This window comes from Enterobacter cloacae complex sp. HYC074_NIDB (genome assembly GCF_056673345.1).
Genome location: NZ_CP114214.1, coordinates 1,429,527 through 1,455,220, shown reverse-complemented (window position 1 = coordinate 1,455,220; position 25,694 = coordinate 1,429,527). Strand labels below are relative to the sequence as shown.

Here is a 25,694-nt window from a genome sequence, read left to right as displayed (position 1 = left end):
TTAATGATGTTTCTTTGTGGTGCGGATAGTAAAAACCTTGTTAATGATATGTACATTTAAAGGCGTTGATGGTTATAAAAGCCAGAGGATAATATAAACAGTTGTGATTTTTATTAACGCGCGTGAAAAAACGCATTTTGCCGGAAGATAAACATATAATGTTATCTGCTTCACAGTATTTTTCTTTCGCTTTGCTACCTGCCGAAACGATTACATTTTATTCACTTTTAATAATCTTAAAATTAACACCCTTTCGTGACTATTTGATGAAATAAAGGCCGCAGGAATGCGGCCTTTATTTTATTTTGAGGATTACCTTTCAATTTTTATGCTGAAGGTACGTGACTGGCCTGGCCGGAAAGACCCCGTAATGGCTGAGCCCTCTTCCCCGTGCGCCTTGTACACCTCATTCATGTCCGTTTCGCAGCAGGCCTGGACCTCACGGTTCACAGACAAAGCCACGTCACAGGAGCGGGTCTCCGAAGGGTTGTACAGACGAAGAATCATCTCGTCACGATCCTCCGCTTTTTTCAGCGCACTGAGTACGCATCCGTTAGGCGCCAGCGTTAGCAGACTATAGCTACAGGGGGTGGTGAAAGAGGCGCGGTTAAGCTTCATCGCATCCCACGGAATTTTGTTATAACAGTGCACTGGCGTTAACCACGACTTCGCCTGCTGCGCAACGCCAGCACTGACGGGCGTACCATTAAAACTGAACAGGCTAAAGCGACAGGTTAACTGGCCCCGCATCTGCGAATCAGGCACCGGCATTTTGATCCCGGACGGTCTGCCGGGGCGCAGCAGTAAATCTTCCTTCCCAAGTACCCCCACGCCGCGAAGCAACGTCAGGGCAAACGTTTTTTGACGCTCGCCAGTCACTTCAAATTCGCGTAACCCTTCGGTAAACAGCGCCATCCCGTTACGCCGTTCCTGGAGCACCGCGTAGTTAAGCAGATTCCACACCGGCAGCGGCGCTTCCTTCCAGCCCTCCTCCTGCCAGTTCGCCATCGCTTCATCCTGTACAGGTCGCGTCAGCGAACCGAACTGGGTATCAGCTAACACCGTGTCTGCGGTGAAGGGCGTCGGGATCAACACCCGAACACGGTGGTCATCCGCGTGATTTCCGAGACGCGCCTCAATGTCGATACGTCGGCTGTTATGGCTGAGCGTGACCGTGAGCTCTGCCTCAAGCGTTCCCGTCTGCTGACGCGCAGAACGTTCAGCGAGATCCGCCGGCACCGCCATGCGGTGGCGGATCACCGCCCTGCTCTGCCAGGCCTCGTGGATCACCTTAACCTCATGCTCGCCCTGCGCGGAAGTGAGTCTCCACTCTTCCCGTGAAGGCGAGTAGTCGTACTCATCGCCATCATCCGAGCTCTCTTCTATTTCCAGCGCGCGGTCATAGATAAGCCCGGACGCTTTATCGAGCAGACGCAGGGTGCCGTCGTCGTTTAACGTTATTTCCCAGAAAGCATTTTCCAGTAATGCCTCCGACGTTGTTTCTGGCGCCAGCAGCTTGCCAGCCACGTGCGGCTCGATATAGAGCGTGCGGTAACCCATTGATGGCAGGATCTGGTTGAGCTGGATATCAAACTCCATAAAGGGATCGTAGTTGCCGTAATGCACAATCTGCCGGTCTATTAAGCCGGGGTCGATTTCACGCGCGCTGCGCAGGCAGTAAGGGATTTCATTCCCCCTATCGTCCAGCAGGCGGAACTGGCTGGCGCGCAGGCGTATCGTAGTGTTAATCACTTCCTCACGCGGCCAGGGCGTGAGGTTAAACATCACCAGTTTGTCTTCCTCGCACTGCGGCATGTTGTCGACAATCTTGCGCATATAGAAGCATGTCAGGTTATCGGCCATGTCTTCCGCCAGCTCGAAGCGTGACATCACCTCACGATGCACTTTGTCACTACAGCAGCAGCCGATACTGTCATGGGCGTGATTCTTGAGGATCTCTTTCCACATTTTTTCCAGCAAGCCGTGGTGATACTCAAAGCCCAACGTCCAGGCAAGCGTGGCCAGCGGCTCAAGGACATTGACGATTTTATGCTCTATCCGGGCGTGGGCGATTTTGATGTCCATTCGCGTGGAGCCTATTGTCCGGTGCACCCGCATATATTTACCGTCAATAAACTCCCCTTTCAGCGTCGCCAGTTCATCGCGGTGCGCGTCAATGTGGTCAAACACCTCCTCGAAGCGGCTCATCACAAACTGACGCTGCGGATAGATTTCGCGCAGCTTATCCATCACCGCAAAGATGTTCTGCTGGAGCGGCATCTGATCATGGCCGTTAGGCAGCAAAATTTCTTTCGTCACGGAGGCTTTTTCCAGCACCTCGAAGTACGTGTCGAGCCGTTTGCGCAGCCCGGCCTCATCCTCCGGTAAGTACTTACCAATCGCGTAGCCCAGCGGTAGCACCTGTGCCGTCACTTCACTGCCGTCCTGACTTTGCCAGAGAAATTCGGTTTTATCGGTACCATGCCGCTCGGAACACCCACGCCAGAACATGGTGCGCGTGATGCCAAAACCGTTGTAAATGTGTGGCAGCTGGGAAGACATGCCGAAGGAGTCCGGCAGATAGCCAATTTTCATCGGCTCGCCAAAGGCCAGACAGTCGCGCATGCCGTACATCAGATTTCGGACAATCGACTCGCCGGAGACAAGGGTGGTGTCCGTCTGGGTATACCACGGCCCGATAATCAGCTTCCCGGCCGCCACCAGCGCCTTCACGCGTGGCCTGTTTTCCGGTTTCACGGCAAAATAATCTTCCAGCACCGCCGTCTGGCCGTCGAGAACGTAGTATTTATACTCTGCGTCCTGCTCAAGACGGGTAAGGATCTCTTCCATATTATTGACCAGAAGAATACGTGACGCTTCGGTGGTGAAGTACCACTCCCGGTCCCAGTGCATATGTGGCGTGATATGAACGCGAGATACAGCTTTCATCTTCGTTTCCTGTCAGTGCGTGTTTAGGATGTTATGTCTTCAGTCACGTAGGTGCCGCTCTTCACGGCCTGGCGTCGCCAGAGGAGTAAAATGAGCGTAGAGATTGCGGCGCCAATCAGCGCGGCGCCAAACCAGCCGGCAGCGGCCAGCACGCCGCCCAGCCCGGCATCATGCAGTAAGAAGAGAGAGAAAATGCCCGCGCCCGGGGTGGATAGCCCAATCCCCATCGCCCCGACAATCGCTCCGGTCGCCATTGACCCCAGAACAAATGAGCCGATGACCCGCAACGGATCCTCGATAGCCATCGGAATTGCTCCTTCGGTGATGCCCGCCAGCCCCAGCAGCCAGGTGGACTTGCCGGTTTCAATTTCGAACTGTTTGAACAGGTTCGGAGCCAGCATCGTTGATGCCGTCACGGTAAAGGCCGATACCATTTTGACGGAGGCAAAAATCGCATAAGGCCCGTATACGCCATTGGCCATCGCCCCCAGACAGAACGCGTAAGAGGCTTTGTTGACCGGACCGCCCAGATCGAACGAGCACATAAAGCCCAGGATCGCCCCCAGCAGCAGCGCGTTCGCGCCGGACAGACCGTTAAGCCAGGCGGTGAGGGCGTTATTGATCCAGGCCACCGGTTCGCCGATCACAAACAGCATCAGGCTGCCTGCGCCCAGCACGCCAATCACCGGATAAAGATAAAAGGTCAGAAAGCCGTTGTAGCGGCTACTCAGCCGGATGTGGTTTTTCACCCAGCGCATCAGGTAGCCCGCAATCAGCCCGCCGACGATGGCCCCCAGAAAGCCGGAGCCGATCATATTGGCGGCAAGACCCGCCGCAAAGCCTGGCGTTAGCGCAGGTTTATCCGCCAGCGAGTAAGCGGTGTAGGCCGCCAGAACAGGCACCATCAGAATACCGAGCATCCCGCCGCCCAGTTTGCGGTACATCCACAGCCACGAATTTTCCTGATCGAACAGATGCTGCAAGCCCAGGATTTGCGCCAGCAGTACCGACACGGCCAGCACCGTGCCGCCAGCGACAATCAGCGGCACCGCAAAGGAGATACCGCTGAGCAGCGCCTGCTTGAGTTCGGTTTTAACGCACTTTTTCGCGTCCGTGTCGACGTGCGCAGGACGCGCATCGGATACAGGCTGTAGCGCCAGCGCACGCTCAATGAGCGCTTCCGCATGGCGCAAGGGTTCCGCGACGGGCACGGAAATGGCAGGGATCCCCTGAAAACGCTCGCGCTCTTTAATCGCCACTTCCGCCGCGAAGATACACGCTTTTGCCTCCTGCAACTGCTGCGCGGTGATGCGCCCCTCAATACCGTTTGCCCCCTGCTTTTCGACCACTACATTGACGCCGAGCTTACGTCCCGCTTTTTCGAGATATTCCGCTGCCATGTATGTATGGGCGATCCCGGCCGGACAGGCGGTAACGCAGACGATCGTCGGGGCATTCTCTGCGACGGCGGTTTCTTGCGCCTCAGGCGCCGTTTCCAGCGCTGCAAGCACCGCTTCCGCGCTGGTCGCCGTCATCACGCGCGCCCTGAGATCGTCATCCGCCAGGCGAGACGTCAGTTCCGTCAGGACCTGAATATGCGTTGACCCCGCTTGTGCGGGAGGAATGGCGAGCAGAAAAATCAGCTCGACCTCCTCCGGTCCGTCCACGCCTTCCCAGGCCAGCGGCTCGCGCAGTGTGGCCACGGCAAAAGCCGCTTCCTTTACTGCCGCTGATTTACCATGGGGTACGGCCAGTCCCTCGCCCAGCGCCGTCGGGCCAAGCGATTCGCGATGGAAAACCTCTGCCAGAAACGTATCGGCGTCGGCTATTTTGCCCAACGCCACCAGCCGCGTCGCAAGCTGGCGGATTGCCTCATCACGGCTGGTAAACTGCGCCTGCACGCAGACAGCACGGGGGTCGGTCAGAGTCGTCAGGTTCATAAAGATCCTCACCTATCCAAAGTTTTTGTCTGGGGAGGATTGTGGCAGAGCCAATAAGACATTTATGTGATCATTTTCACTAACATCAAAATTTGTATCTTATTTGTATTATTTACAAATCCAACACTGAAGGCATAATTCCCTGAAAAGGTATTAAATAGGCGTGACCCAATGGGCAATAAACCGATGTACCGGCAGATCGCCGATGCGTTCCGCGAGAAAATTAATGCCGGTGAGTTAAAACCTGGCGATGCGCTGCCGACAGAATCCAGCCTTCAGGAGGCGTTTAGCGTCAGCCGTGTCACCGTGCGGCAGGCGTTGAAGCTGCTCGCCGACGAGCAGATCATCGAAAGTATTCAGGGCAGCGGCTCGTATGTAAAAGAGGAGCGGGTGAATTACGATATTTATCAGCTCACCGGCTTTTACGAAAAGTTAGCGGATCGCAACGTCGATACGCACAGCGACGTCAGCGTCTTCGAAGTGGTGAAAGCCGATGAGCGGCTCGCGGCAAAACTTGCGCTCAATCCGGATGATAAGGTCTGGCACGTCAAGCGCGTACGCTTCATCAGGGAAAAGCCGGTGAATCTGGAAGAGACATGGATGCCGCTGGCGATGTTCCCCGACCTCACCTGGGAAGTGATGGAACAGTCGAAATACCATTACATTGAGCAGATCAAAAAGATGGTTATCGATCGCAGCGAGCAGGAGCTGGTGCCAGTCATGCCATCGGACGAGGCGATTGCCGCCCTGGCGCTCGATCCGGCAAAACCGATTCTGGAAAAAGTCTCCCGTGGCTTTCTGAAAGACGGCCGGATATTTGAATACAGTCGCAACGTGTTTAACTCCGACGACTATAAATTCACTCTGGTGGCTAAACGCAGACAATAAAAAAAGGCCGCTTTACAGCGGCCAACCATGTCGAAACGGACATTTTTTTATACTTCAACGCGCCCCATACGGGGAGCAGAGAGGACTTACTTAATGATGGATTTCAGTGCTTCACCGATATCCGCCAGGCTGCGAACGGTTTTCACGCCTGCGGCTTCCAGTGCTGCGAATTTCTCATCAGCCGTACCTTTACCGCCTGCGATAATCGCGCCCGCGTGACCCATACGTTTGCCTTTCGGCGCGGTCACACCCGCGATGTAACCCACCACCGGCTTGGTCACATGATCTTTGATGTAAGCAGCCGCTTCTTCTTCCGCGCTACCACCGATCTCACCGATCATCACGATCGCTTCGGTCTGTGGATCTTCCTGGAACAGCTTCAGGATGTCGATGAAGTTAGAGCCCGGGATCGGGTCACCGCCGATGCCCACGCAGGTGGACTGGCCGAAACCGTAGTCGGTGGTCTGCTTAACCGCTTCATAGGTCAGGGTACCGGAACGGGACACAATGCCCACTTTGCCTGGGCGATGAATGTGGCCCGGCATGATGCCGATTTTGCATTCGCCCGGGGTGATAACGCCTGGGCAGTTCGGGCCGATCATGCGCACGCCTGCTTCGTCCAGCTTCACCTTCACGGTCAGCATATCCAGCGTCGGGATACCTTCGGTGATGGTGATGATCAGCTTAATGCCTGCGTCGATCGCTTCCAGAATAGAGTCTTTGCAGAACGGCGCCGGAACGTAGATCACGGTCGCGGTTGCGCCCGTCGCTTCTACCGCTTCACGCACGGTGTTGAACACCGGCAGGCCCAGGTGCGTGGTGCCGCCTTTACCTGGCGTTACGCCGCCTACCATCTGCGTACCGTAGGCAATTGCCTGTTCGGAGTGGAAAGTCCCCTGGCTACCGGTGAAGCCCTGGCAGATAACCTTGGTATCTTTATTAATTAAAACGGACATTATTTCCCCTCCACTGCGGCAACAACCTGCTGAGCTGCATCCGTCAGACTTTTCGCTGCAATAATATTCAGGCCGCTGTCAGCCAGTTTTTTCGCGCCGAGTTCAGCGTTGTTCCCTTCCAGACGTACAACAACCGGAACGTTAACGCCCACTTCTTCTACCGCGCCGATGATACCGTCGGCGATCAGGTCGCAACGTACGATACCGCCGAAGATGTTCACCAGAACCGCTTTCACGTTGCTGTCAGAGAGAATGATTTTGAACGCTTCGGTTACGCGCTCTTTGGTTGCGCCACCGCCCACGTCGAGGAAGTTCGCTGGCTCACCGCCGTGCAGCTTAACGATGTCCATGGTGCCCATTGCCAGGCCCGCACCGTTAACCATGCAGCCGATGTTGCCATCCAGCGCCACGTAGTTCAGTTCCCACTGTGCAGCCTGCGCTTCACGCGGATCTTCCTGAGACTGGTCACGCATTTCGCGCAGATCGGACTGGCGGAACAGCGCGTTGCCGTCAGCGCCCAGCTTGCCGTCGAGGCAGATCAGGTCGCCCTGGGTGGTGATCACCAGCGGGTTGATCTCGATCAGCGCCAGATCGCGCTCCAGGAAGATGGTCGCCAGACCCATGAAGATCTTGGTGAACTGCTGAACCAGCTTGCCTTCCAGACCCAGTTTGAACGCCAGCTCACGACCCTGGTAAGGCATTGGGCCCGCCAGCGGATCGATAGCCACTTTGTGGATCAGGTGCGGGGTCTCTTCCGCCACTTTTTCGATTTCCACACCGCCTTCGGTAGACGCCATGAACACCACGCGACGGGAGCTACGGTCTACGACTGCGCCGAGGTACAGTTCTTTCGCGATGTCGGTCGCCGCTTCAACCAGGATCTGGTTAACCGGCTGGCCGTTCGCATCTGTCTGGTAGGTTACCAGACGCTTGCCGAGCCAATGTTCAGCAAACGCACGGATCTCTTCTTTGCTATTAACAACCTTCACACCGCCCGCTTTACCACGGCCACCAGCGTGAACCTGACATTTAACTACCCACGGGCCGGCACCGATTTTAGACGCGGCTTCTTCTGCTTCACGCGGGGTAGTACAGGCATAACCCACCGGAGCCGGTAAGCCATACCGGGCAAACAGCTGTTTGGCCTGATATTCATGTAAGTTCATGTGTTCTATCCATCCTTCAGGTAATCGTTAGGTAGTGCTTTTGTAGGCCCGGCAAGCAACGCGCCGCCGGGCAAGACTGCAAAAACTAGACGTCCAGCAGCAGACGCGTTGGATCTTCCAGCAGCTCTTTAATGGCAACCAGGAAGCCTACGGACTCGCGGCCGTCGATCAGGCGGTGATCGTAAGAGAGCGCCAGGTACATCATCGGAAGGATCTCCACTTTACCGTCTACCGCCATTGGACGATCTTTAATGGCGTGCATACCCAGGATCGCGCTCTGCGGCGGGTTGATGATCGGGGTAGACATCAGCGAGCCGAACACGCCGCCGTTGGTAATGGTGAAGTTACCGCCGGTCAGGTCCTCAACGGTCAGCTTGCCGTCGCGGCCTTTCACGGCCAGCTCTTTGATTTTCTTCTCAATGTCAGCCATACCCAGGGTATCTACGTCACGCAGAACCGGGGTCACCAGGCCGCGTGGAGTAGAAACCGCCATGCTGACATCGAAGTAGTTGTGGTAAACCACGTCATCGCCATCGATAGACGCGTTCACTTCCGGGTAGCGTTTCAGCGCTTCAACTACCGCTTTCACGTAGAAGGACATGAAGCCCAGACGGATACCGTGACGTTTTTCAAACGCGTCACCGTACTGCTTGCGCAGGTCCATGATTGGTTTCATGTTGACTTCGTTGAAGGTAGTCAGCATCGCGGTGGAATTTTTCGCTTCCAGCAGACGCTCGGCCACGCGCTTACGCAGGCGGGTCATTGGCACGCGTTTTTCGCTACGTGCGCCCAGAGCGGGCTGTGCCGCTGGTGCTGCCGCAGGGGCTTTCGCTTCCGCTTTCGCCTCAGAAGGCGCTTTTGCCAGATGCTTGTCGATGTCTTCACGCGTCAGACGGCCACCCACGCCGGTGCCTTTGATGGCTGCCGGATCGAGGCTGTGCTCAGCCAGCAGGCGACGGATCGCCGGGCTGAGCGCGTCGTTGGTCTGATCGGACAGAGACGCCTGCTGGCGCTGGGCCGGGGTAGACGCTTTTTCTTCAGATTTGGCGCTGGACTCTTTGCCCGTGCTGTTACCTTCACGCAGGCGACCCAGGATCTGGCGAGAAGTGACGGTCGTACCTTCATCTTCCAGGACTGCATCCAGAATGCCATCCGCTGAAGCCGGTACTTCCAGTACCACTTTGTCAGTTTCGATTTCTACCAGCACTTCGTCACGGGTTACCGCGTCGCCTGGTTTTTTGTGCCAGGTGGCGACGGTTGCATCTGCTACGGACTCAGGCAGGTCGGGAACAAGAATATCTACGCTACTCATTATGTATCCTTTAATTAATCGACGTTCAGCGCGTCATTGACCAGATCTTGTTGCTGCTTCTGGTGAACGGACATATACCCTACCGCCGGAGAGGCGGAGGCCGGGCGACCTGCATAACGCAGGGCAGACCCAAATGGAATCACTTCACGGAAATGATGCTGGCTGCAATACCATGCGCCCTGGTTGAGCGGCTCTTCCTGGCACCAGACAAAATCATGAACGTGAGCGTACTGTTTCAGCACTTCCTGCATCGCCTGATGCGGGAACGGATAAAGCTGCTCGATACGCACGATGGCGACATCTTTCTGATCGTTCTTACGGCGCTGTTCCAGCAGGTCGTAATAAACCTTACCAGAACACATTACGACACGCTTAACGGCCTGCGGATCCAGCTCGTCAATTTCACCGATGGCCGGCAGGAAGGTGCCGTTTGCCAGCTCTTCCAGGCTGGAGACCGCCAGTGGATGGCGCAGCAGGGATTTTGGCGACATGACTACCAGCGGACGGCGCATACCGCGCAGCGCCTGACGACGCAGCATGTGGTAAACCTGAGCCGGAGTGGACGGCACGCAAACCTGCATGTTCTGCTCGGCGCAGAGTTGCAGATAACGCTCCAGACGCGCGGAGGAGTGCTCCGGCCCTTGTCCTTCATAGCCGTGCGGCAGCAGCATCACCAGACCGCACATACGGCCCCATTTCTGTTCGCCGGAGGAGATGAACTGGTCGATAACCACCTGCGCACCGTTGGCGAAGTCACCGAACTGCGCTTCCCAGATAGTCAGGGTGCGGGGTTCTGCGGTGGCATAGCCGTACTCGAAGGCCAGAACCGCTTCTTCTGACAGCACGGAGTCCCAGACCTTGAACTGACCCTGACCGTTATGCACGTGCTGAAGCGGAGTATACGTTGAACCATTAGACTGGTTGTGTACAACCGCATGACGGTGGAAGAAGGTGCCACGACCCGCATCTTCACCGGACAGACGAACCGGAATACCTTCGTCAACCAGCGTCGCATAGGCCAGCGTTTCCGCCCCGCCCCAGTCGAACAGCTTCTCACCCGCCGCCATTGCCTGGCGGTCGCCATAGATCTTGGCCACGCGGGACTGCATCTCGATCGCTTCCGGCACGGTGCTGATGCGTTTAGCCAGCTCCTGCAAACGCTTCATCTCAACCTTGTTCGGGTAGCTCTCGTCCCACTCGTGGTTGAGGTACGGCGACCAGGTAAAGGAGTGCATGTTCATTGGGCGCAGCTCTTTCACTACGCATTCACCCGCGTCCAGCGCGTCGCGGTAGAGGTTGACCATCTCGGTCGCATCTTCCAGCGTCGCCACTTTTTCGCTTTCCAGCTTGTCAGCATAGATTTTACGCGGCGTCGGATGTTTTTTGATTTTCTGGTACATCAGCGGCTGGGTTGCACTTGGCTCATCCGCTTCGTTGTGGCCGTGACGGCGGTAGCAGAAGAGGTCAATGAATACGTCGCGCTTGAAGGTGTTACGGAAGTCCAGCGCCAGACGGGTAACGAAAGCAACGGCTTCAGGGTCATCCGCGTTAACGTGGAAAATTGGCGCCTGAACCATTTTACCGATGTCGGTGCAGTACGGGGTGGAACGCGCATCCAGCGGGTTAGAGGTGGTGAAGCCCACCTGGTTGTTGATTACGATGCGAACGGTACCGCCCACTTCATAACCACGCGCTTTCGACATGTTCAGGGTTTCCTGAACCACGCCCTGCCCTGTGACCGCCGCATCACCGTGAATGGTGATTGGCAGCACTTTATTGCTGCTCGGCTCGTCCAGACGATCCAGACGCGCACGCACGGAACCGATAACCACCGGGCTAACGATTTCCAGGTGCGACGGGTTAAATGCCAGCGCCAGGTGAACCTGACCGCCCTCGGTTTCGATATCAGACGAGAAGCCCATGTGGTACTTCACGTCACCGGTGCCGAGGTGCTCTTTATGTTTACCCGCAAATTCGTCGAACAGATCCTGCGGCTTTTTACCCAGCACGTTAACCAGCACGTTAAGGCGTCCACGGTGCGCCATGCCCAGCACCACTTCGCGCGTACCGCTCTTACCGGCATGACGAATCAGCTCTTTCAGCATCGGGACTAACGCATCGCCGCCCTCCAGTGAGAAGCGTTTTGCGCCAGGGAATTTCGCGCCCAGATAGCGCTCAAGGCCTTCCGCTGCGGTCAGTTCGCTGAGGAAACGTTTTTTCTCTTCTGCTGAGAAATTCGCGTGGCCTGCCACGGATTCGATACGCTGCTGGATCCAGCGTTTCTCTTCGGTGGAGGTAATGTGCATATATTCCGCGCCGATGGAGCCGCAGTAGGTTTGCTTGAGCGCGTCAATCAGATCGCCCAGCTTCATCGTGTCTTTGCCGATGGCAAAAGAACCTACGTTAAAGCTTTCCTGGAAATCGGCCTCGGTCAGATCGTGATAAGCCGGATCGAGATCCGCTACACGTTCCTGCTGCCACAGTCCCAGCGGATCGAGATTCGCATGCTGGTGACCACGGAAGCGATAAGCGTTGATAAGTTGCAGGACTTTTACCTGCTTCGCATTGGTGTCAGGGTCGGAAATCGCAGAAGAGTAACGTGAGGCATCCTTCGCCAGACGACGGAAATAATCACGTGTTTTTGAATGGAATTGATCCGGTTTGACCCCTGTACCAGGCAACTGCTGGAACATGGAACGCCAGTTTGCGTCCACTGAGTCAGGATCGGTTAAGAAGTCTTCATAGAGCTGTTCTATCCAGCTCTGGTTTGAACCAGAGAGGTAAGAAGAGTCCAGCCAGGCTTTCATTGCGCCGTTCTGCATCGTGATCCCTTAAGCATTTTTATGCTTACTTTCGCCGTAGAAACTACCACGCACACCACGTGTACGTGCCGGGGTTCACCTGCGAGCTCTTTTCATTTGGCCCGCGAAGGAACCTTTAGAAACTGTCTAAACTTCAGGGCAGTTTTTAAAGGTTTCTGCAATCTGTCCCCTCTCCCTTTGGGAGAGGGTTAGGGTGAGGGGAACAGCGCTCCCCTCTCACTACTTACGCACTGCGCTGCAACAACATCGACTTAATATGGCCGATGGCGCGCGTTGGGTTCAGCCCCTTAGGACACACACTGACGCAGTTCATGATGCTATGGCAGCGGAATACGCTGAAAGCGTCACTTAGCCCTTCCAGACGATTCTCGGTTTCGGTATCGCGGCTGTCGATCAGGAAGCGATAGGCAGCCAGCAGACCCGCAGGGCCGATAAATTTATCCGGATTCCACCAGAACGACGGGCATGACGTTGAACAGCATGCACAGAGAATACACTCGTACAACCCATCGAGTTTTTCACGCTGCTCAGGAGACTGTAAGTGCTCGCGAGCGGGTGGATTTTGCCCATTATTCAATAAGTAAGGCTTAATCTTCTCATATTGTGCATAGAATTGCCCCATGTCCACCACCAAATCACGCACGACCGGCAGGCCAGGCAGAGGACGGATAACAATTTTCTGGCCAGGGCGGTTTAGCGCAGAAATTGGCGTGATGCAGGCCAGGCCATTTTTGCCGTTCATGTTCACACCGTCAGAACCACACACCCCTTCACGGCAGGAGCGGCGGAACGACAGCGTAGGATCTTTCTCTTTCAGCTGGATTAAGGCATCCAGCAGCATCATGTCGCGACCTTCTTCCGCTTCGAGGGTGTAATCCTGCATACGCGGAGCATCGTCTACATCCGGGTTATAACGATAAACTGAGAATTCGAGTTTCATTATCCTGTCTCCGCATTAGTAAGTACGAATCTTCGGCGGGAACGCCGGACGCAGTTTCGGTTCCATGTTGACGCTACGACGCGTCATGGTTTCCGACTCTGGCAGATACAGGGAATGGCACAGCCAGTTTTCGTCATCACGTTCCGGGAAGTCGAAGCGGCTATGCGCGCCACGGCTTTCGGTACGGAAGTTTGCCGACATCGCGGTCGCGAACGCGGTTTCCATCAGGTTATCCAGCTCAAGGCACTCAACGCGCTGGGTGTTGAACTCGCTGGAGGTGTCGTCCAGACGGGCATTTTTCAGACGCTCGCGGATCGCTTTCAGCTGCTCAAGACCTTTGGCCATCGCGTCGCCTTCACGGAATACCGAGAAGTTGTGCTGCATGCATTCCTGCAGCGCTTTACGGATTTCCACCGGATCTTCGCCGTTACGGTTGCCGTTCCAGCGGTTGAGACGCTCAAGAGAGGCATCAATTTCGTCGTCGGTCGCGTCACGCAGCGCGCCCTGCTCGGCAATGGATTCCTGCAGATGCAGACCCACTGCACGACCAAACACCACCAGGTCCAGCAGGGAGTTGCCGCCCAGACGGTTTGCGCCGTGTACGGATACGCAGGCAATTTCGCCCACCGCGAACAGGCCAGGAATGACCACGTCTTCGCCCTGCTCGTTCACGGTCAGCGCCTGACCGGTCACTTTGGTCGGAATACCGCCCATCATGTAGTGACAGGTTGGGATAACCGGAATTGGCTCTTTCACCGGGTCGACGTGCGCGAAGGTGCGGGACAGCTCCAGAATGCCCGGCAGACGGGATTCCAGCACTTCTTTACCCAGATGGTCGAGTTTCAGCTTCGCGTGTGGACCCCAAGGGCCGTCACAGCCGCGGCCTTCACGAATTTCGATCATGATGGAACGCGCCACCACGTCACGGCCCGCCAGGTCTTTCGCGTTTGGCGCATAACGCTCCATGAAGCGCTCGCCATGTTTGTTCAGCAGGTAGCCACCTTCACCACGGCAGCCTTCTGTCACCAGTACGCCCGCCCCGGCGATACCGGTTGGGTGGAACTGCCACATCTCCATGTCCTGGACCGGCACGCCCGCGCGGATAGCCATACCGACACCATCACCGGTGTTGATGTGGGCGTTGGTGGTGGACTGGTAAATACGGCCTGCACCGCCGGTCGCCAGCACCGTAGCGCGGGCTTTGAAGTAGACCACTTCACCAGTTTCGATGCACAGGGCGGTACAACCCACCACGGCGCCATCGGCGTTTTTCACCAGATCCAGCGCATACCACTCGGAGAAGATGGTGGTGTGGTTTTTCAGGTTCTGCTGATATAACGTGTGCAGCAGCGCGTGGCCGGTACGGTCAGCCGCCGCTGCGGTACGTGCCGCCTGCTCGCCGCCGAAGTTTTTCGACTGGCCGCCAAACGGACGCTGATAGATGGTGCCATTTTCCAGACGGGAGAACGGCAGACCCATGTGGTCCAGCTCCAGAATCGCTTCCGGGCCGGTTTTACACATATATTCGATGGCATCCTGGTCACCGATGTAATCGGAACCTTTTACCGTATCGTACATGTGCCATTCCCAGTTATCTTCATGGGAATTACCCAGCGCAACGGTGATACCGCCCTGCGCAGACACTGTGTGGGAACGGGTCGGGAATACTTTAGAGAGCAGCGCACAGGTCTGGCCGCTCTGGGAAATTTGCAGTGCGGCGCGCATACCTGCGCCACCCGCACCAATCACAACAGCATCAAATTCTCTGACTGGCAGTTTCATTACACACCCCACACCACAACAAATCCATAAATGACGTAAACCAGCAGAGCAACAACAATAATCAGTTGCAGCGGAAGGCGAATCGCCAGCGGTTTAACGTAATCGGTCAACACCTGCCACATGCCAATCCAGGCATGAATAAGGATGGAGAACAGGGCCAGCAGGGTGAACACTTTGGTGAAGGCCGATCCGAAGAAACCACTCCAGATTTCCCACGTCAGCGTCCCGCTGGTCGCGAAGAAACCGATCATATAGATGATGTAAAGGGTGAGAACGATGGCGGTAGCACGGACCAGGATGAAGTCATGTACGCCGTTGCGTCCTAATGCGGAGGCGTTGCTTACCATACGAGAACTCCTGCGAGAAGTGAAAGCACGACAGTGATCACAAATGAAATGTTAGCGGTACGTTTACCGGCCTCGAACGTCTCTTCCAGGTAGCCAAAGTCCATCAGCATATGGCGAACGCCACCAACCACGTGATAGGCCAGCGCGGTCAGAATGCCCCACATGATAAATTTCACGAAGAAGCTGTTCATGATGGCTGAGGCCTGGAGGAATCCTTCAGGGGATGAGAGGCTGGTTCCCAGTAACCACAGCAAGATACCGACCGCCACAAACGTAATCACACCAGAAACACGGTGCAGAATGGACGCTATTGCTGTTACAGGGAATCGGATCGTTTTGAGATCCAGATTGACAGGTCTTTGTTTTTTCACATTTCTTATCATGAATAACGCCCACATGCTGTTCTTATTGTTTCCTTCCTCCGGACTGCGATGCGGGTCAGACAGCGTTCCTTTTCTATAACTGCGCGTCATGCAAAACATTGCTTCCAAATGCTAAAACGACACGTTACAACGCTGGGTGGCTCGGGATTGCAGGGTGTTCCGGAGACCTGGCGGCAGTATAGGCCGTTCACAAAATCATTACAATTAACCTACATACAGTTTGTTGGGTTTTCTCTGGAACAGTGATCGGGGTCACGATAACAACATCTTTTTAAATTTTAATCATCTGATTTGACAAATGTTAAACAATATTGTTACAAACGTCATCAGAAAAGGCATATAATGCGCAAAAGTTATGAGGTCTCTCTTTCACCTGACAAATAGTTATGTAACAGTGTGATGGTATTGACCGAAGTTATCAGGACAGTTATTAGTGATATACAGGTTTGAATAATTCGGACTGCAAAAACGCTGATTTGCTGTTGTTTCACTGATATTTCATTCGTTTACCTGCAAGGCGCCATAGCTCTGTACCCTGGTTTCTCCTCGTGAGCTGAGCGGTAAGCCAAATAACAATCTGGTAACGATGATTAACAGCTGAAAGCAAATCCGGTAAAGCGCAGTCTTAAGCATAAGGCGCTAAGGAGACCGTAAATGGCTGATACAAAGGCAAAACTCACCCTAAATGGTGATGATGCTATTGAACTGGATGTGCTAAAAGGCACGCTCGGTCAGGATGTTATTGATATCCGTACGCTGGGTTCCAAAGGGGTATTCACCTTTGACCCTGGATTCACCTCCACCGCATCTTGCGAATCCAAAATCACCTACATTGACGGTGACGAAGGTATCCTGCTCCATCGCGGCTTCCCCATCGATCAGTTAGCCACCGAATCCAACTATCTGGAAGTGTGCTACATCCTGCTGAACGGCGAAAAACCGACGCAGGCTCAATACGATGAATTTAAAACCACCGTGACCCGTCACACCATGATCCATGAGCAGATTACCCGTCTGTTCCATGCGTTCCGTCGTGACTCTCATCCGATGGCGGTTATGTGCGGTATTACCGGTGCGCTGGCGGCGTTCTACCACGATTCTCTGGACGTGAATAACCCACGTCACCGTGATATCGCGGCGTTCCGTCTGCTCTCCAAAATGCCTACCATGGCGGCGATGTGTTACAAATACTCTATCGGTCAGCCGTTTGTGTATCCACGCAACGACCTCTCCTACGCGGGTAACTTCCTGCGCATGATGTTCTCCACGCCGTGCGAAGAGTATGAAGTGAACCCGGTGCTGGAACGCGCGATGGACCGTATTCTGATCCTGCACGCTGACCACGAACAGAACGCCTCGACCTCTACCGTCCGTACCGCAGGCTCTTCCGGCGCGAACCCGTTCGCCTGTATCGCTGCGGGTATCGCCTCCCTGTGGGGACCGGCGCACGGCGGCGCGAACGAAGCAGCACTGAAGATGTTGGAAGAGATCAGCTCCGTTGAGCATATTCCTGAGTTCGTTCGCCGCGCGAAAGACAAGAATGACTCCTTCCGTCTGATGGGCTTCGGTCATCGTGTTTACAAAAACTACGACCCTCGCGCGACCGTCATGCGTGAGACCTGCCACGAAGTGCTGAAAGAGCTGGGCACCAAAGATGATCTGCTGGAAGTGGCGATGGAGCTGGAACACATCGCGCTGAACGACCCGTACTTCATCGAGAAGAAACTCTACCCGAACGTCGATTTCTACTCTGGCATTATTCTGAAAGCGATGGGCATTCCGTCTTCCATGTTCACCGTGATCTTCGCCATGGCGCGTACCGTGGGCTGGATTGCGCACTGGAACGAAATGCACAGCGAAGGCATGAAAATCGCCCGTCCTCGTCAGCTGTATACCGGCTACGAGCAGCGTGATTTTAAGTCTGACCTGAAGCGCTAAAAGTTAAGCCCGGTGGCGCTACCGCTTACCGGGCCTACAAATGCGAAACGTAGGCCGGGTAAGGCGTAGCCGCCACCCGGCTTTTTTATTTTTGACAATGTGGACACCAGTAAAAGGGTCTCGAAGAGAGCATAATCCTGTCGATAATCCCGCCGCACCGCTCGCACTTCTTCCCCGCCCGATGAAACACCTTGAACCGGAACAGCGCCCCGTGGTGCTTGTTTTCATCTACGATGCCACGCGTGTTGTACGACAGCCGCGGGATGTCCAGCAGCGCGTGGGACAGCGCCTCCAGCTTTTCATCGCTTAGCTGCGACGCTTTGTGCTGCGGTGCCAGCCCGACTTCCCAGAGGATCTCCACCCGCAGGTAGTTGCCAAGCCCGGCGAGAAAGGCCTGGTCAAGGAACAGGCCGGAAAACTGCCGGTTGCGAAATGTGGGCGATAGCAGCCGGGCCTTCACATCGCTCGCCGTCAGGCGCATATCCAGCACGTCCGGCCCAACCCGCTGTAAGAACGGGTGCGTGAGCAACTGCTCCGGCGTTAACATTTCGATATCAGAGGCGCTGTAGAGCAGGATCGCCTTATCCGCCGTTTGTAGCCGCACTCGCAGCACGCGGGTCGTTTGCGGCTGCTCGTCCGCCTCCACCACCCGCCAGACACCGTAAAGCTGATTATGGCTATATAACGTCAGGTTATGGGAAAAGTGGGTGAGTAACGCTTTGCCGCGCGTTTCAATGTGGGTCACCGTCTGTCCCACCAGCTGCGCTTCAAACGGTTTGAGTTGAGGAAAGGCCAACCAGACGTGTGTCAGAGGTTTGCCCTTTATCGCCGCCTCCAGGCTATCCGCCGCGCGGCGGATCTCCGGACCTTCTGGCATGTTATTGTCCTTTCATGATTATTCTGCGCTGACAACAATGCCCTCTTCCGAGAACGCCGCCCGCAGGCGTCGCGCAAACTGGAGCGCATGCTCGCCGTCACCGTGTAAGCACACCGTATCAGCCTGAACGTTTGCCGTTGTCCCCTCCGTTGAGGTTACTCGCCCGAAGCGCACCATCTCCAGCGTCTGCGCCAGTGCTTTACCTTCGTCGGTGATCAGCGCACCGGCCTGCGTACGCGGAACAAGGCTACCGTCCGGCAGGTATCCCCGATCGGCAAACATTTCCTGCCGCGTAGTCAGCCCCAGCCGTTCTCCGGCACGAATAAGCTCGCTGCCCGCCAGGCCTACCAGAATCAGTTGCGGATTACAGTCCCGCACCGCACGGGCAATGGCATCCGCCAACACCGGATCTTTCGCCGCCTGGTTATAGAGCATGCCGTGCGGCTTGACGTGGCGCAACACGCCATTCTCAGCGCGCACTATCGCCTCCAGCGCGCCGATCTGGTAGAGCATTTGCGCGTAAACCGTCTCAGGCGGCAGATCCATCGCTGTGCGACCAAAGTTTTCCCGGTCGGGAAAGCTGGGGTGAGCGCCAATCGCCACGCCGTTTTTCATGGCATTGCGCACGCTCGCCAGCATGGTCTGCGCATCGCCGGCATGAAACCCGCAGGCGATATTCACCGAGGAGACCAGCGTCATCAGCGCCGCATCGGCGTTGCTGCCCTCCCCCAGATCGGCGTTTAAATCAATCTTTACCATCGAGCCTCCACGCCAGCTGTTCGAGATAACGCTGCTGATCCTGCCGGGCTTTCAGTGCCTCCTCCAGCGAACACTGCACAAAATGAATTGGCTGACCGAGAGGAATTTGCGCCAGATGGTAGCGATCGGCTTCGATAATGCAGGCAATACGCGGATATCCTCCCGTGGTTTGCGCATCGTTCATCAGTACAATGGGCTGTCCGTTGCCTGGCACCTGAATGACCCCCGGCAACAGACCATGGGAAAGCAGCTCCCGGTCAGTTGTGCGGGTCAGCGGCTGTCCCTGAAGCCGGTAACCCATGCGGTTACTATGCGGGCTGATCTTCCACGGCGAGCGCCAGAAAGACTCTTTCGCGGCTTCATCAAACTCCTGGTATTCCGGTCCTGGTAAGGCGCGGATCACGTTCCTCCACAGCAGCTGTTTCACGCCCTGCGTGGTGGTGAAATGGCGCGTTGAGGTCTTTATCCGCAGACGATCGCCGTCACGCAGCAGCCGTCCTTCATGGCCGCCCATTCCCGCTTTCTGGTCGGTGCTGGATGAGCCCAGCACCTCCGGCACGTCGATCCCCCCCGCTACCGCAAGATAGCTACGCACGCCGTGCAGAGGACGCTTGAGCGTCAGACGCTGCCCGGCCTTCGCCCGCAGGCGCCAGCCGGTCCACACCGCTTTGCCGTCCAGCGTCGCGTCACAGCCCGCGCCGGTTAAGGCAAACCAGGTTTCCTGACCAAACTCAATCACGCACTGACCCAGCGTAATTTCTAACGCCGCCGTGCTGCCTGCGTTACCTACCAGCAGGTTGGCAATCTCCAGCGAAGGGCGATCGAGCGCACCGCAGTAGCTCACGCCCGACTGACGCAGCCCAAAACGCCCGGCATCCTGTACCGAGGTGTAAAGCCCTGCGCGAATAAGCGTTAACATACTCCCTCCTTCTGTGGGATAAAGCGCAGCGTATCCCCCGGCCGCAGGAGTATGGGCGCGTCCTGGCTTGGTTCAAATAACGGCGTGGACGTGTGCCCAATCAGCTGCCAGCCTCCCGGTGAAGCGAGCGGATAAATTCCAGTTTGCTCGCCACCAATCGCCACGCTGCCCGCCGGTACGCTCAGGCGCGGCTCAGCCCGGCGCGGCGTATGCAGCTGGGGCGATAACCCGCCCAGATAGGGGAAACCCGGCTGAAATCCCAAAAACCAGACAACATAGTCGACTGAGCTATGCAGTTCCACAACCTGCTTCTCCGTTAATCCACAGTGCTCGGCCACCACGCCAAGGTCGGGGCCTCCCTTGCCGCCATAGACAACCGGGATCTCAATCGTCCGCGATTCCGGCTCCAGCGCCTCGCTCTCCTCCCACCAGCGTTGCAGACGCTCAATGGCATCCAGCGCCCCCGTGTGCGGATCACGCAGCACCACGGTGATATTATTCATACCCGGAATAGCTTCAACCACGCCGGGTAGCTCGGGCAGTCGCTGAGCCAGACGCCAGATACGCTTTTGCGTAGCAAGCGTCACCGGAGGCTCAAGTTCCAGAACCACTGCGGTTTCACCCAGAAGATAACAACGCGCTCGCTGCACTTAACTACCTCTCATCAGGCCGGATTAGGGATATCAATAAACGTCACATCCAGATCGGTATTTTCCGTCAGCCACTCGCTGAGGGCGCGGATGCCGCCACGCTCGGTGGCGTGATGGCCCGCCGCGTAAAAATGCAGGCCTTGTTCACGGGCTGAGTGGATAGTCTGCTCGGAGACTTCGCCGGTAATGAAGGCGTCGACACCAAAACGCGCCGCGCTGTCAATAAAGCCCTGGCCGCCGCCGGTGCACCATGCCACGCGCTTCACGGTATCCGGCCCGGTGTCGCCGCACCACAGCGGACGACGCCCCAGGCGCGCTTCGATCCACGAAGCCAGCTCCAGACCCGGAACTGGCATCGACAGTTCGCCCCACGGCACCAGGGGTTCAATTTCACCCATCACGGTAATCCCCAGCAGTTGCGCAAGCTGAACGTTGTTCCCCAGCTCAGGATGCGCATCGAGCGGCAGGTGATAGCCGTACAGGTTGATGTCATTCGCCAGCAGCGTTTTGAGTCGGTTGCGCTTCATGCCGCGAATAATCGGTGATTCGTTTTTCCAGAAATAACCGTGGTGGACAATCACCGCATCGGCTTCCTGACGCACCGCCTCATCCAGCAGCGCCTGGCTTGCCGTCACGCCGGTGATGATTTTTTGCACCGTCTCGCGCCCCTCCACCTGCAAGCCATTCGGGCCGTAGTCGCTAAACGAAGCCGTGTTGAGTTTTTCGTTAATCAGGCGTTCCAGTTCACTGTTTTTCATCATCATTCTCTCAAACTTTTCGGGCGGCTTCGTACGCCGCCAGCGTGGCGACGCGCGCCTGTTTATGGTCGACAATGGGACGGGGATAGTTCAGGGTAACACGCTGTTTATCCGCCCATACCCAGGGTTCATGAATGGCTTTGGCCGGGACATCCTTAAGCTCAGGCAGCCAGCGGCGGATAAACTCGCCGTCGGCGTCAAATCGTTGTCCCTGCGTGGTCGGATTGAAGATCCGAAAATAGGGAGCCGCATCCGTTCCGGTGGAGGCCGCCCACTGCCAGCCGCCGTTATTCGCCGCCAGATCGCCATCGATCAGCTGAGAGATAAAATAACGCTCTCCGGTTCGCCAGTCGATAAGCAGATCCTTCACCAGGAAGCTGGCGGTAATCATACGCAGACGGTTATGCATCCACCCGGTTTCATTGAGCTGCCGCATAGCCGCATCAACAATCGGAAAGCCGGTAAGCCCATGCTGCCATGCCTTAAGCAGATTCTCATTCGACTGCCACTGTACCTGTTCGGTCCAACGAATAAAGGGCCGATGTTTACACAAATCAGGATGATACGTCATCAGATGGCGATAGAACTCACGCCAGATCAGTTCGTTCAGCCACACTGCGCCCGCCCCCCCGTCTAACGCCTGAGGCTGTTCCGCCAGCAGGCGATGTAAACACTGGCGCGGAGAGAGCGCGCCCAGCGCTAGACAGGCCGACAAGCGGCTGGTGCCTTCAATCGCTGGAAAATCCCGACGCGCCTCGTACTCAACCGCCCCCTGCGCGCAGAACTGACGCAACCGGGCGATAGCCGCTTTCTCGCTGGCGGGGAACACTGTTTCATCGAACGACTGCTGGGGATAATTCAGCCTGATCGCCGGCAGATCCGTTATCGTTTCCCCTCTCACGGACGGGGCGGTAACGCACTCAGGTAGTCCCTCTTTCAGGCGTTTGATAAAGGCATTTTTAAACGGCGTGAAAACTTTATACATCTCGTGACTGCCGGTCATTACGCTGCCAGGCGCGAGCATCACGCTGTCATCAAAGCCTTCACAGACCACGCCCGCGAGGGATTTCTCCAGCTGACGATCCCGCTGCTGCTCGTTGAATTCATACTGATAGTTGTAATAAAGATGCGTTACTGCGTACTGCTGGCAGATTGCCTGCACCGTCTGACGCTGAGCGGCAAAATCATGGGCCTCTTTATAGATCAGCGGAATGCCTTTTTCGGCCAGTGAATGTTGCAGGTCATTCAGATACGCGCTGAGCAGTGCCGCTTGCCGGGGCGCCATGTCATGCTGCCGCCACTGTTCAGGCGTGGCGATAAACAGGGCCAGCACATTCGCGTCTTTAGCGCGGCAGGCCGCCGCGAGAGCGAAGTTGTCGTGAATGCGTAAATCCGCGCGAAACCAAACCAGATGGGTGGGCATAAAACTCCTGGCAATTGTCCATTATGTCCGTAAGGGCATGCCGTAAAAGGAAAAAGGCATGCATTGAACTACTTTGCCATGAAGTGTAGACGGGATGAAATAAAAAAGGCCGCCCGAGGCGGCCTTAACGCTACTTGTCCTGCACTATCGGGGTAAAGGCAATAAACACATCCGGTTTATCACTCTTTACAACGAGTGCGCTGGCGACAGTGAACGCAATGCATAAATAGCGTTTCACTATGCGGTCCCTGCTGCTAACCGCTCCACCTATCACCACCGGTGATAAATCGGTGGACACAAGCCCGGGTAGGTGGGCTGCTTTACGGCTATGGATACACCTTTCCCAGGACCGATGCCCATTTGCGAGATGGCGGAAAGGGACGTGGCATCATAATTAACACCAACGCCAAAAGTAAGTTATTTCAGTAAAATTAGGAATTTATAAAGGTGAAGTGGATTGCGAACTTTTTAAAGAAGGGTATGATAAAAATCCCGGGTAGGGGCTGCAAGATTACCCAACGGACCGCGAATCCCGAGGGACAAAAAAACCGCCACTTTGCTGTAGGCGGTTTTTTTATGGCTACGATGTCACACCGTATCAGTAGAAATCGCAGGTTGCTTTCTCGGCCTGATCCATCCACACCGGCTTCTCGCTGGTTTTCGCCCAGACGCGATGCAGGTAACTGTAGAAACGTGCGCGATCTTTCCAGAACAACATCACCGGCAGGGCCAGCACGCCAGCCACAACGGCGAAAGTGCGACGCATGAAAATGATATGAGCCGGAAACTCTTTATAAAGATCCATATTTTTCTCCCCTGTAGTTGGCCGGAAACCGTCTCCGGAAAATGTGAAATCTGTGACCTGGTTAAAATAATACCGCTTTGTTTGTAATTTTACTACTCATCCGACCACTTATTTTCATCCATTTCGTGAATATTTACATTCATGCCTGTAATTAAGTTACAAAAAAGTTAACGATTTACTTACCAATAGTTAAATTGTGGCTTTTCGCTTTTTTATACTTTTTTTACACCTGCCCTTCTGATTTTTGCGAAATCTTTGCGCCACAAATCCTACCGTTTGTACAACAACAAAAGTCACCCGGAGGTGGAGTGTGAGTGCAGGTCTGATTGCCGGCATCGTGCTGGTGTTCCTGTTATTGGGTTATCTGATTTATGCCCTGATTAATGCGGAGGCATTCTGATGGCTGCTCAGGCGTTTTTGCTTATTGCCAGCTTTTTACTGGTACTGTTTGTGTTCGCCAGGCCGCTGGGAACAGCGCTGGCGCGGCTGATAAACAACGTGCCATTGCCGGGCACGCGAAATATTGAAAATGTGCTCTGGCGCATTTCAGGTATCAGCGACCGGGAAATGAACTGGCGCCAATACCTGATGGCGATACTGCTTCTGAATATCGTGGGGCTTATTGCCCTCTTTACGCTGCTAATACTCCAGGGCAGTCTGCCGTTGAACCCGCAGCATTTACCGGGGTTATCCTGGCATCTGGCACTGAACACGGCGGTCAGCTTTGTCACCAACACCAACTGGCAGTCTTACGCCGGTGAAACCACGCTCAGCTACTTCAGCCAGATGGCCGGGTTAACCGTGCAGAACTTTCTTTCTGCGGCCAGCGGTATCGCGGTGATCTTCGCCCTGACGCGCGCGTTTGCCCGTCAGAATGTCAGCACTCTCGGCAACGCCTGGGTTGATGTCACACGCATCACCCTTTGGATCCTGGTGCCTGTTGCGCTGATTATTGCCCTGTTCTTTATTCAGCAAGGCACTCTGCAAAACCTGCTGCCTTATACCCCTTTCACCTCGCTTGAAGGGGCCAGGGAACTCCTGCCAATGGGGCCGGTGGCGTCGCAGGAAGCAATCAAGATGCTGGGCACCAATGGGGGCGGCTTCTTCAACGCCAATTCATCGCATCCGTTTGAAAACCCAACGGCGTTAACCAATTTTGTACAGATGCTGACGATCTTCCTGATCCCCACCGCGCTCTGCTTCGCCTTTGGCGATGTAGTTAACGATCGCCGCCAGGGCCGTACGCTGCTGTGGGCCATGTCGTTAATCTTCGTGGTCTGCGTAGCACTGGTGATGTGGGCCGAATGGAACGGCAACAGCCACTTCATGCAGCTGGGGGCTAACAGCAATATCAACCTGGAAGGCAAAGAGAGCCGCTTCGGCATTCTTGCCAGCAGCCTCTATGCGGTGGTCACCACGGCGGCCTCCTGCGGGGCGGTGAACGCCATGCATGACTCTTTCACCGCGCTCGGCGGCATGATCCCGATGTGGCTGATGCAGATTGGCGAGGTAGTTTTCGGTGGGGTCGGTTCGGGGCTGTACGGCATGCTGTTGTTCGTCCTGCTCGCCGTGTTTATCGCCGGGCTGATGATCGGCCGCACGCCGGAATATCTCGGCAAAAAAATCGACGTCCGCGAAATGAAATTAACCGCGCTGGCGATCCTGGTCACCCCCGCCCTTGTGCTGCTCGGTACCGCGCTGGCGCTGATGACCGACGCCGGGCGCAGCGGCATCTTTAACCCGGGCATTCACGGCTTTAGCGAAGTGCTTTACGCCGTTTCGTCTGCCGCAAACAACAACGGCAGCGCCTTTGCAGGGTTAAGCGCCAACTCACCGTTCTGGAACTGTCTGCTGGCGTTCTGCATGTTCGTCGGTCGTTTCGGCGTGATTATTCCCGTCATGGCGATCGCCGGAACACTGGTGAATAAGAAGATCCAGCCGACCACCACCGGTACGTTACCGACTCACGGCGCGCTGTTCGTCGGCCTGCTGATTGGCACCGTTCTGCTGGTAGGTGCCCTGACCTTTATCCCCGCCCTCGCGTTAGGCCCGGTTGCGGAATATCTCTCTTTACGCTGAT

The 25,694-nt window shown here is 55.7% G+C and carries 21 protein-coding genes; 4 read left to right on the top strand and 17 right to left on the bottom strand.

All coding sequences use genetic code 11. The features are described 5' to 3' along the window. Nucleotides 1-312 precede the first annotated feature (312 nt). On the bottom strand, nt 313-2,949 hold the full coding sequence (gene mngB, locus O1724_RS07130; RefSeq protein ID WP_126296954.1) for a mannosylglycerate hydrolase: 2,637 nt from the start codon (nt 2,947-2,949) through the stop codon (nt 313-315). Between the two features lie 23 nt (nt 2,950-2,972). Beyond that, nucleotides 2,973-4,889, bottom strand: a complete 1,917-nt coding sequence (mngA, locus tag O1724_RS07125; protein WP_126296955.1) for a PTS 2-O-a-mannosyl-D-glycerate transporter subunit IIABC — start codon at nt 4,887-4,889, stop codon at nt 2,973-2,975. Nucleotides 4,890-5,060: 171 nt separating this feature from the next. Between mngA and O1724_RS07120 the strand changes: the two genes are divergently transcribed. Then, nucleotides 5,061-5,777: a GntR family transcriptional regulator gene (locus O1724_RS07120; protein WP_023315649.1), complete on the top strand. Its 717-nt coding sequence runs from the start codon at nt 5,061-5,063 to the stop codon at nt 5,775-5,777. A gap of 86 nt (nt 5,778-5,863) precedes the next feature. Here O1724_RS07120 and sucD read toward each other — a convergent pair whose 3' ends face one another. From sucD to sdhC, 8 genes are all read right to left on the bottom strand, one after another. Then, entirely contained in the window at nt 5,864-6,733 is an 870-nt protein-coding gene (gene sucD / locus O1724_RS07115) for a succinate--CoA ligase subunit alpha (protein ID WP_003858609.1), read from the bottom strand. Then, nucleotides 6,733-7,899: an ADP-forming succinate--CoA ligase subunit beta gene (gene sucC / locus O1724_RS07110; protein ID WP_126296956.1), complete on the bottom strand. Its 1,167-nt coding sequence runs from the start codon at nt 7,897-7,899 to the stop codon at nt 6,733-6,735. Before sucC ends, sucD begins: the two co-directional genes overlap by 1 nt. Before the next feature lie 85 nt (nt 7,900-7,984). Next, nucleotides 7,985-9,211: a 2-oxoglutarate dehydrogenase complex dihydrolipoyllysine-residue succinyltransferase gene (gene odhB / locus O1724_RS07105; RefSeq protein ID WP_126296957.1), complete on the bottom strand. Its 1,227-nt coding sequence runs from the start codon at nt 9,209-9,211 to the stop codon at nt 7,985-7,987. Between the two features lie 14 nt (nt 9,212-9,225). Next, complete coding sequence (gene sucA, locus O1724_RS07100) at nt 9,226-12,033, bottom strand: 2-oxoglutarate dehydrogenase E1 component (protein WP_003858615.1); 2,808 nt, start codon at nt 12,031-12,033, stop codon at nt 9,226-9,228. A 223-nt stretch (nt 12,034-12,256) separates the two neighbouring features. Continuing rightward, nucleotides 12,257-12,973, bottom strand: coding sequence for a succinate dehydrogenase iron-sulfur subunit SdhB (gene sdhB / locus O1724_RS07095; RefSeq protein ID WP_003858617.1), 717 nt, complete (start codon nt 12,971-12,973; stop codon nt 12,257-12,259). Between the two features lie 15 nt (nt 12,974-12,988). After that, a complete protein-coding gene (sdhA, locus tag O1724_RS07090; protein ID WP_022650618.1) occupies nt 12,989-14,755 on the bottom strand; it encodes a succinate dehydrogenase flavoprotein subunit in 1,767 nt (588 codons plus the stop codon). Further along, nucleotides 14,755-15,102 carry a succinate dehydrogenase membrane anchor subunit gene (sdhD, locus tag O1724_RS07085; protein ID WP_003858621.1) on the bottom strand — a complete coding sequence of 116 codons (348 nt, stop codon included), beginning with the start codon at nt 15,100-15,102 and terminating at the stop codon, nt 14,755-14,757. Before sdhD ends, sdhA begins: the two co-directional genes overlap by 1 nt. Then, complete coding sequence (gene sdhC / locus O1724_RS07080; RefSeq protein ID WP_026080740.1) at nt 15,096-15,500, bottom strand: succinate dehydrogenase cytochrome b556 subunit; 405 nt, start codon at nt 15,498-15,500, stop codon at nt 15,096-15,098. The genes sdhD and sdhC overlap by 7 nt, the downstream gene beginning before the upstream one ends. 639 nt (nt 15,501-16,139) lie before the next feature. Between sdhC and O1724_RS07075 the strand changes: the two genes are divergently transcribed. Next, entirely contained in the window at nt 16,140-17,423 is a 1,284-nt protein-coding gene (locus O1724_RS07075) for a citrate synthase (protein WP_003858624.1), read from the top strand. Between the two features lie 85 nt (nt 17,424-17,508). Here O1724_RS07075 and nei read toward each other — a convergent pair whose 3' ends face one another. The 7 genes from nei to O1724_RS07040 form a co-directional block, all read right to left on the bottom strand. Further along, entirely contained in the window at nt 17,509-18,300 is a 792-nt protein-coding gene (gene nei / locus O1724_RS07070) for an endonuclease VIII (RefSeq protein ID WP_126296958.1), read from the bottom strand. A gap of 18 nt (nt 18,301-18,318) precedes the next feature. After that, nucleotides 18,319-19,059, bottom strand: a complete 741-nt coding sequence (gene pxpA, locus O1724_RS07065; RefSeq protein WP_126296959.1) for a 5-oxoprolinase subunit PxpA — start codon at nt 19,057-19,059, stop codon at nt 18,319-18,321. Next, a complete protein-coding gene (gene pxpC, locus O1724_RS07060) occupies nt 19,046-19,978 on the bottom strand; it encodes a 5-oxoprolinase subunit PxpC (protein WP_126296960.1) in 933 nt (310 codons plus the stop codon). The genes pxpA and pxpC overlap by 14 nt, the downstream gene beginning before the upstream one ends. Beyond that, complete coding sequence (pxpB, locus tag O1724_RS07055) at nt 19,972-20,628, bottom strand: 5-oxoprolinase subunit PxpB (RefSeq protein WP_414539666.1); 657 nt, start codon at nt 20,626-20,628, stop codon at nt 19,972-19,974. Before pxpB ends, pxpC begins: the two co-directional genes overlap by 7 nt. 14 nt (nt 20,629-20,642) lie before the next feature. Next, nucleotides 20,643-21,386, bottom strand: coding sequence for a type 2 GTP cyclohydrolase I (locus tag O1724_RS07050; protein WP_003858635.1), 744 nt, complete (start codon nt 21,384-21,386; stop codon nt 20,643-20,645). Nucleotides 21,387-21,396: 10 nt separating this feature from the next. Continuing rightward, nucleotides 21,397-22,809 (bottom strand): deoxyribodipyrimidine photo-lyase, encoded by a 1,413-nt coding sequence (gene phrB / locus O1724_RS07045; RefSeq protein WP_058656617.1) that lies wholly within the window; start codon nt 22,807-22,809, stop codon nt 21,397-21,399. 598 nt (nt 22,810-23,407) lie between these two features. After that, a complete protein-coding gene (locus O1724_RS07040) occupies nt 23,408-23,614 on the bottom strand; it encodes a YbfA family protein (protein ID WP_003858637.1) in 207 nt (68 codons plus the stop codon). 310 nt (nt 23,615-23,924) lie between these two features. Here O1724_RS07040 and kdpF point away from each other — a divergent pair, with 310 nt between their 5' ends. Together kdpF and kdpA are read left to right on the top strand one after the other, a co-directional pair. Further along, on the top strand, nt 23,925-24,014 hold the full coding sequence (kdpF, locus tag O1724_RS07035; protein ID WP_003858638.1) for a K(+)-transporting ATPase subunit F: 90 nt from the start codon (nt 23,925-23,927) through the stop codon (nt 24,012-24,014). Next, a complete protein-coding gene (gene kdpA, locus O1724_RS07030; RefSeq protein WP_063401314.1) occupies nt 24,014-25,693 on the top strand; it encodes a potassium-transporting ATPase subunit KdpA in 1,680 nt (559 codons plus the stop codon). The genes kdpF and kdpA overlap by 1 nt, the downstream gene beginning before the upstream one ends. Nucleotide 25,694: the final 1 nt, after the last annotated feature.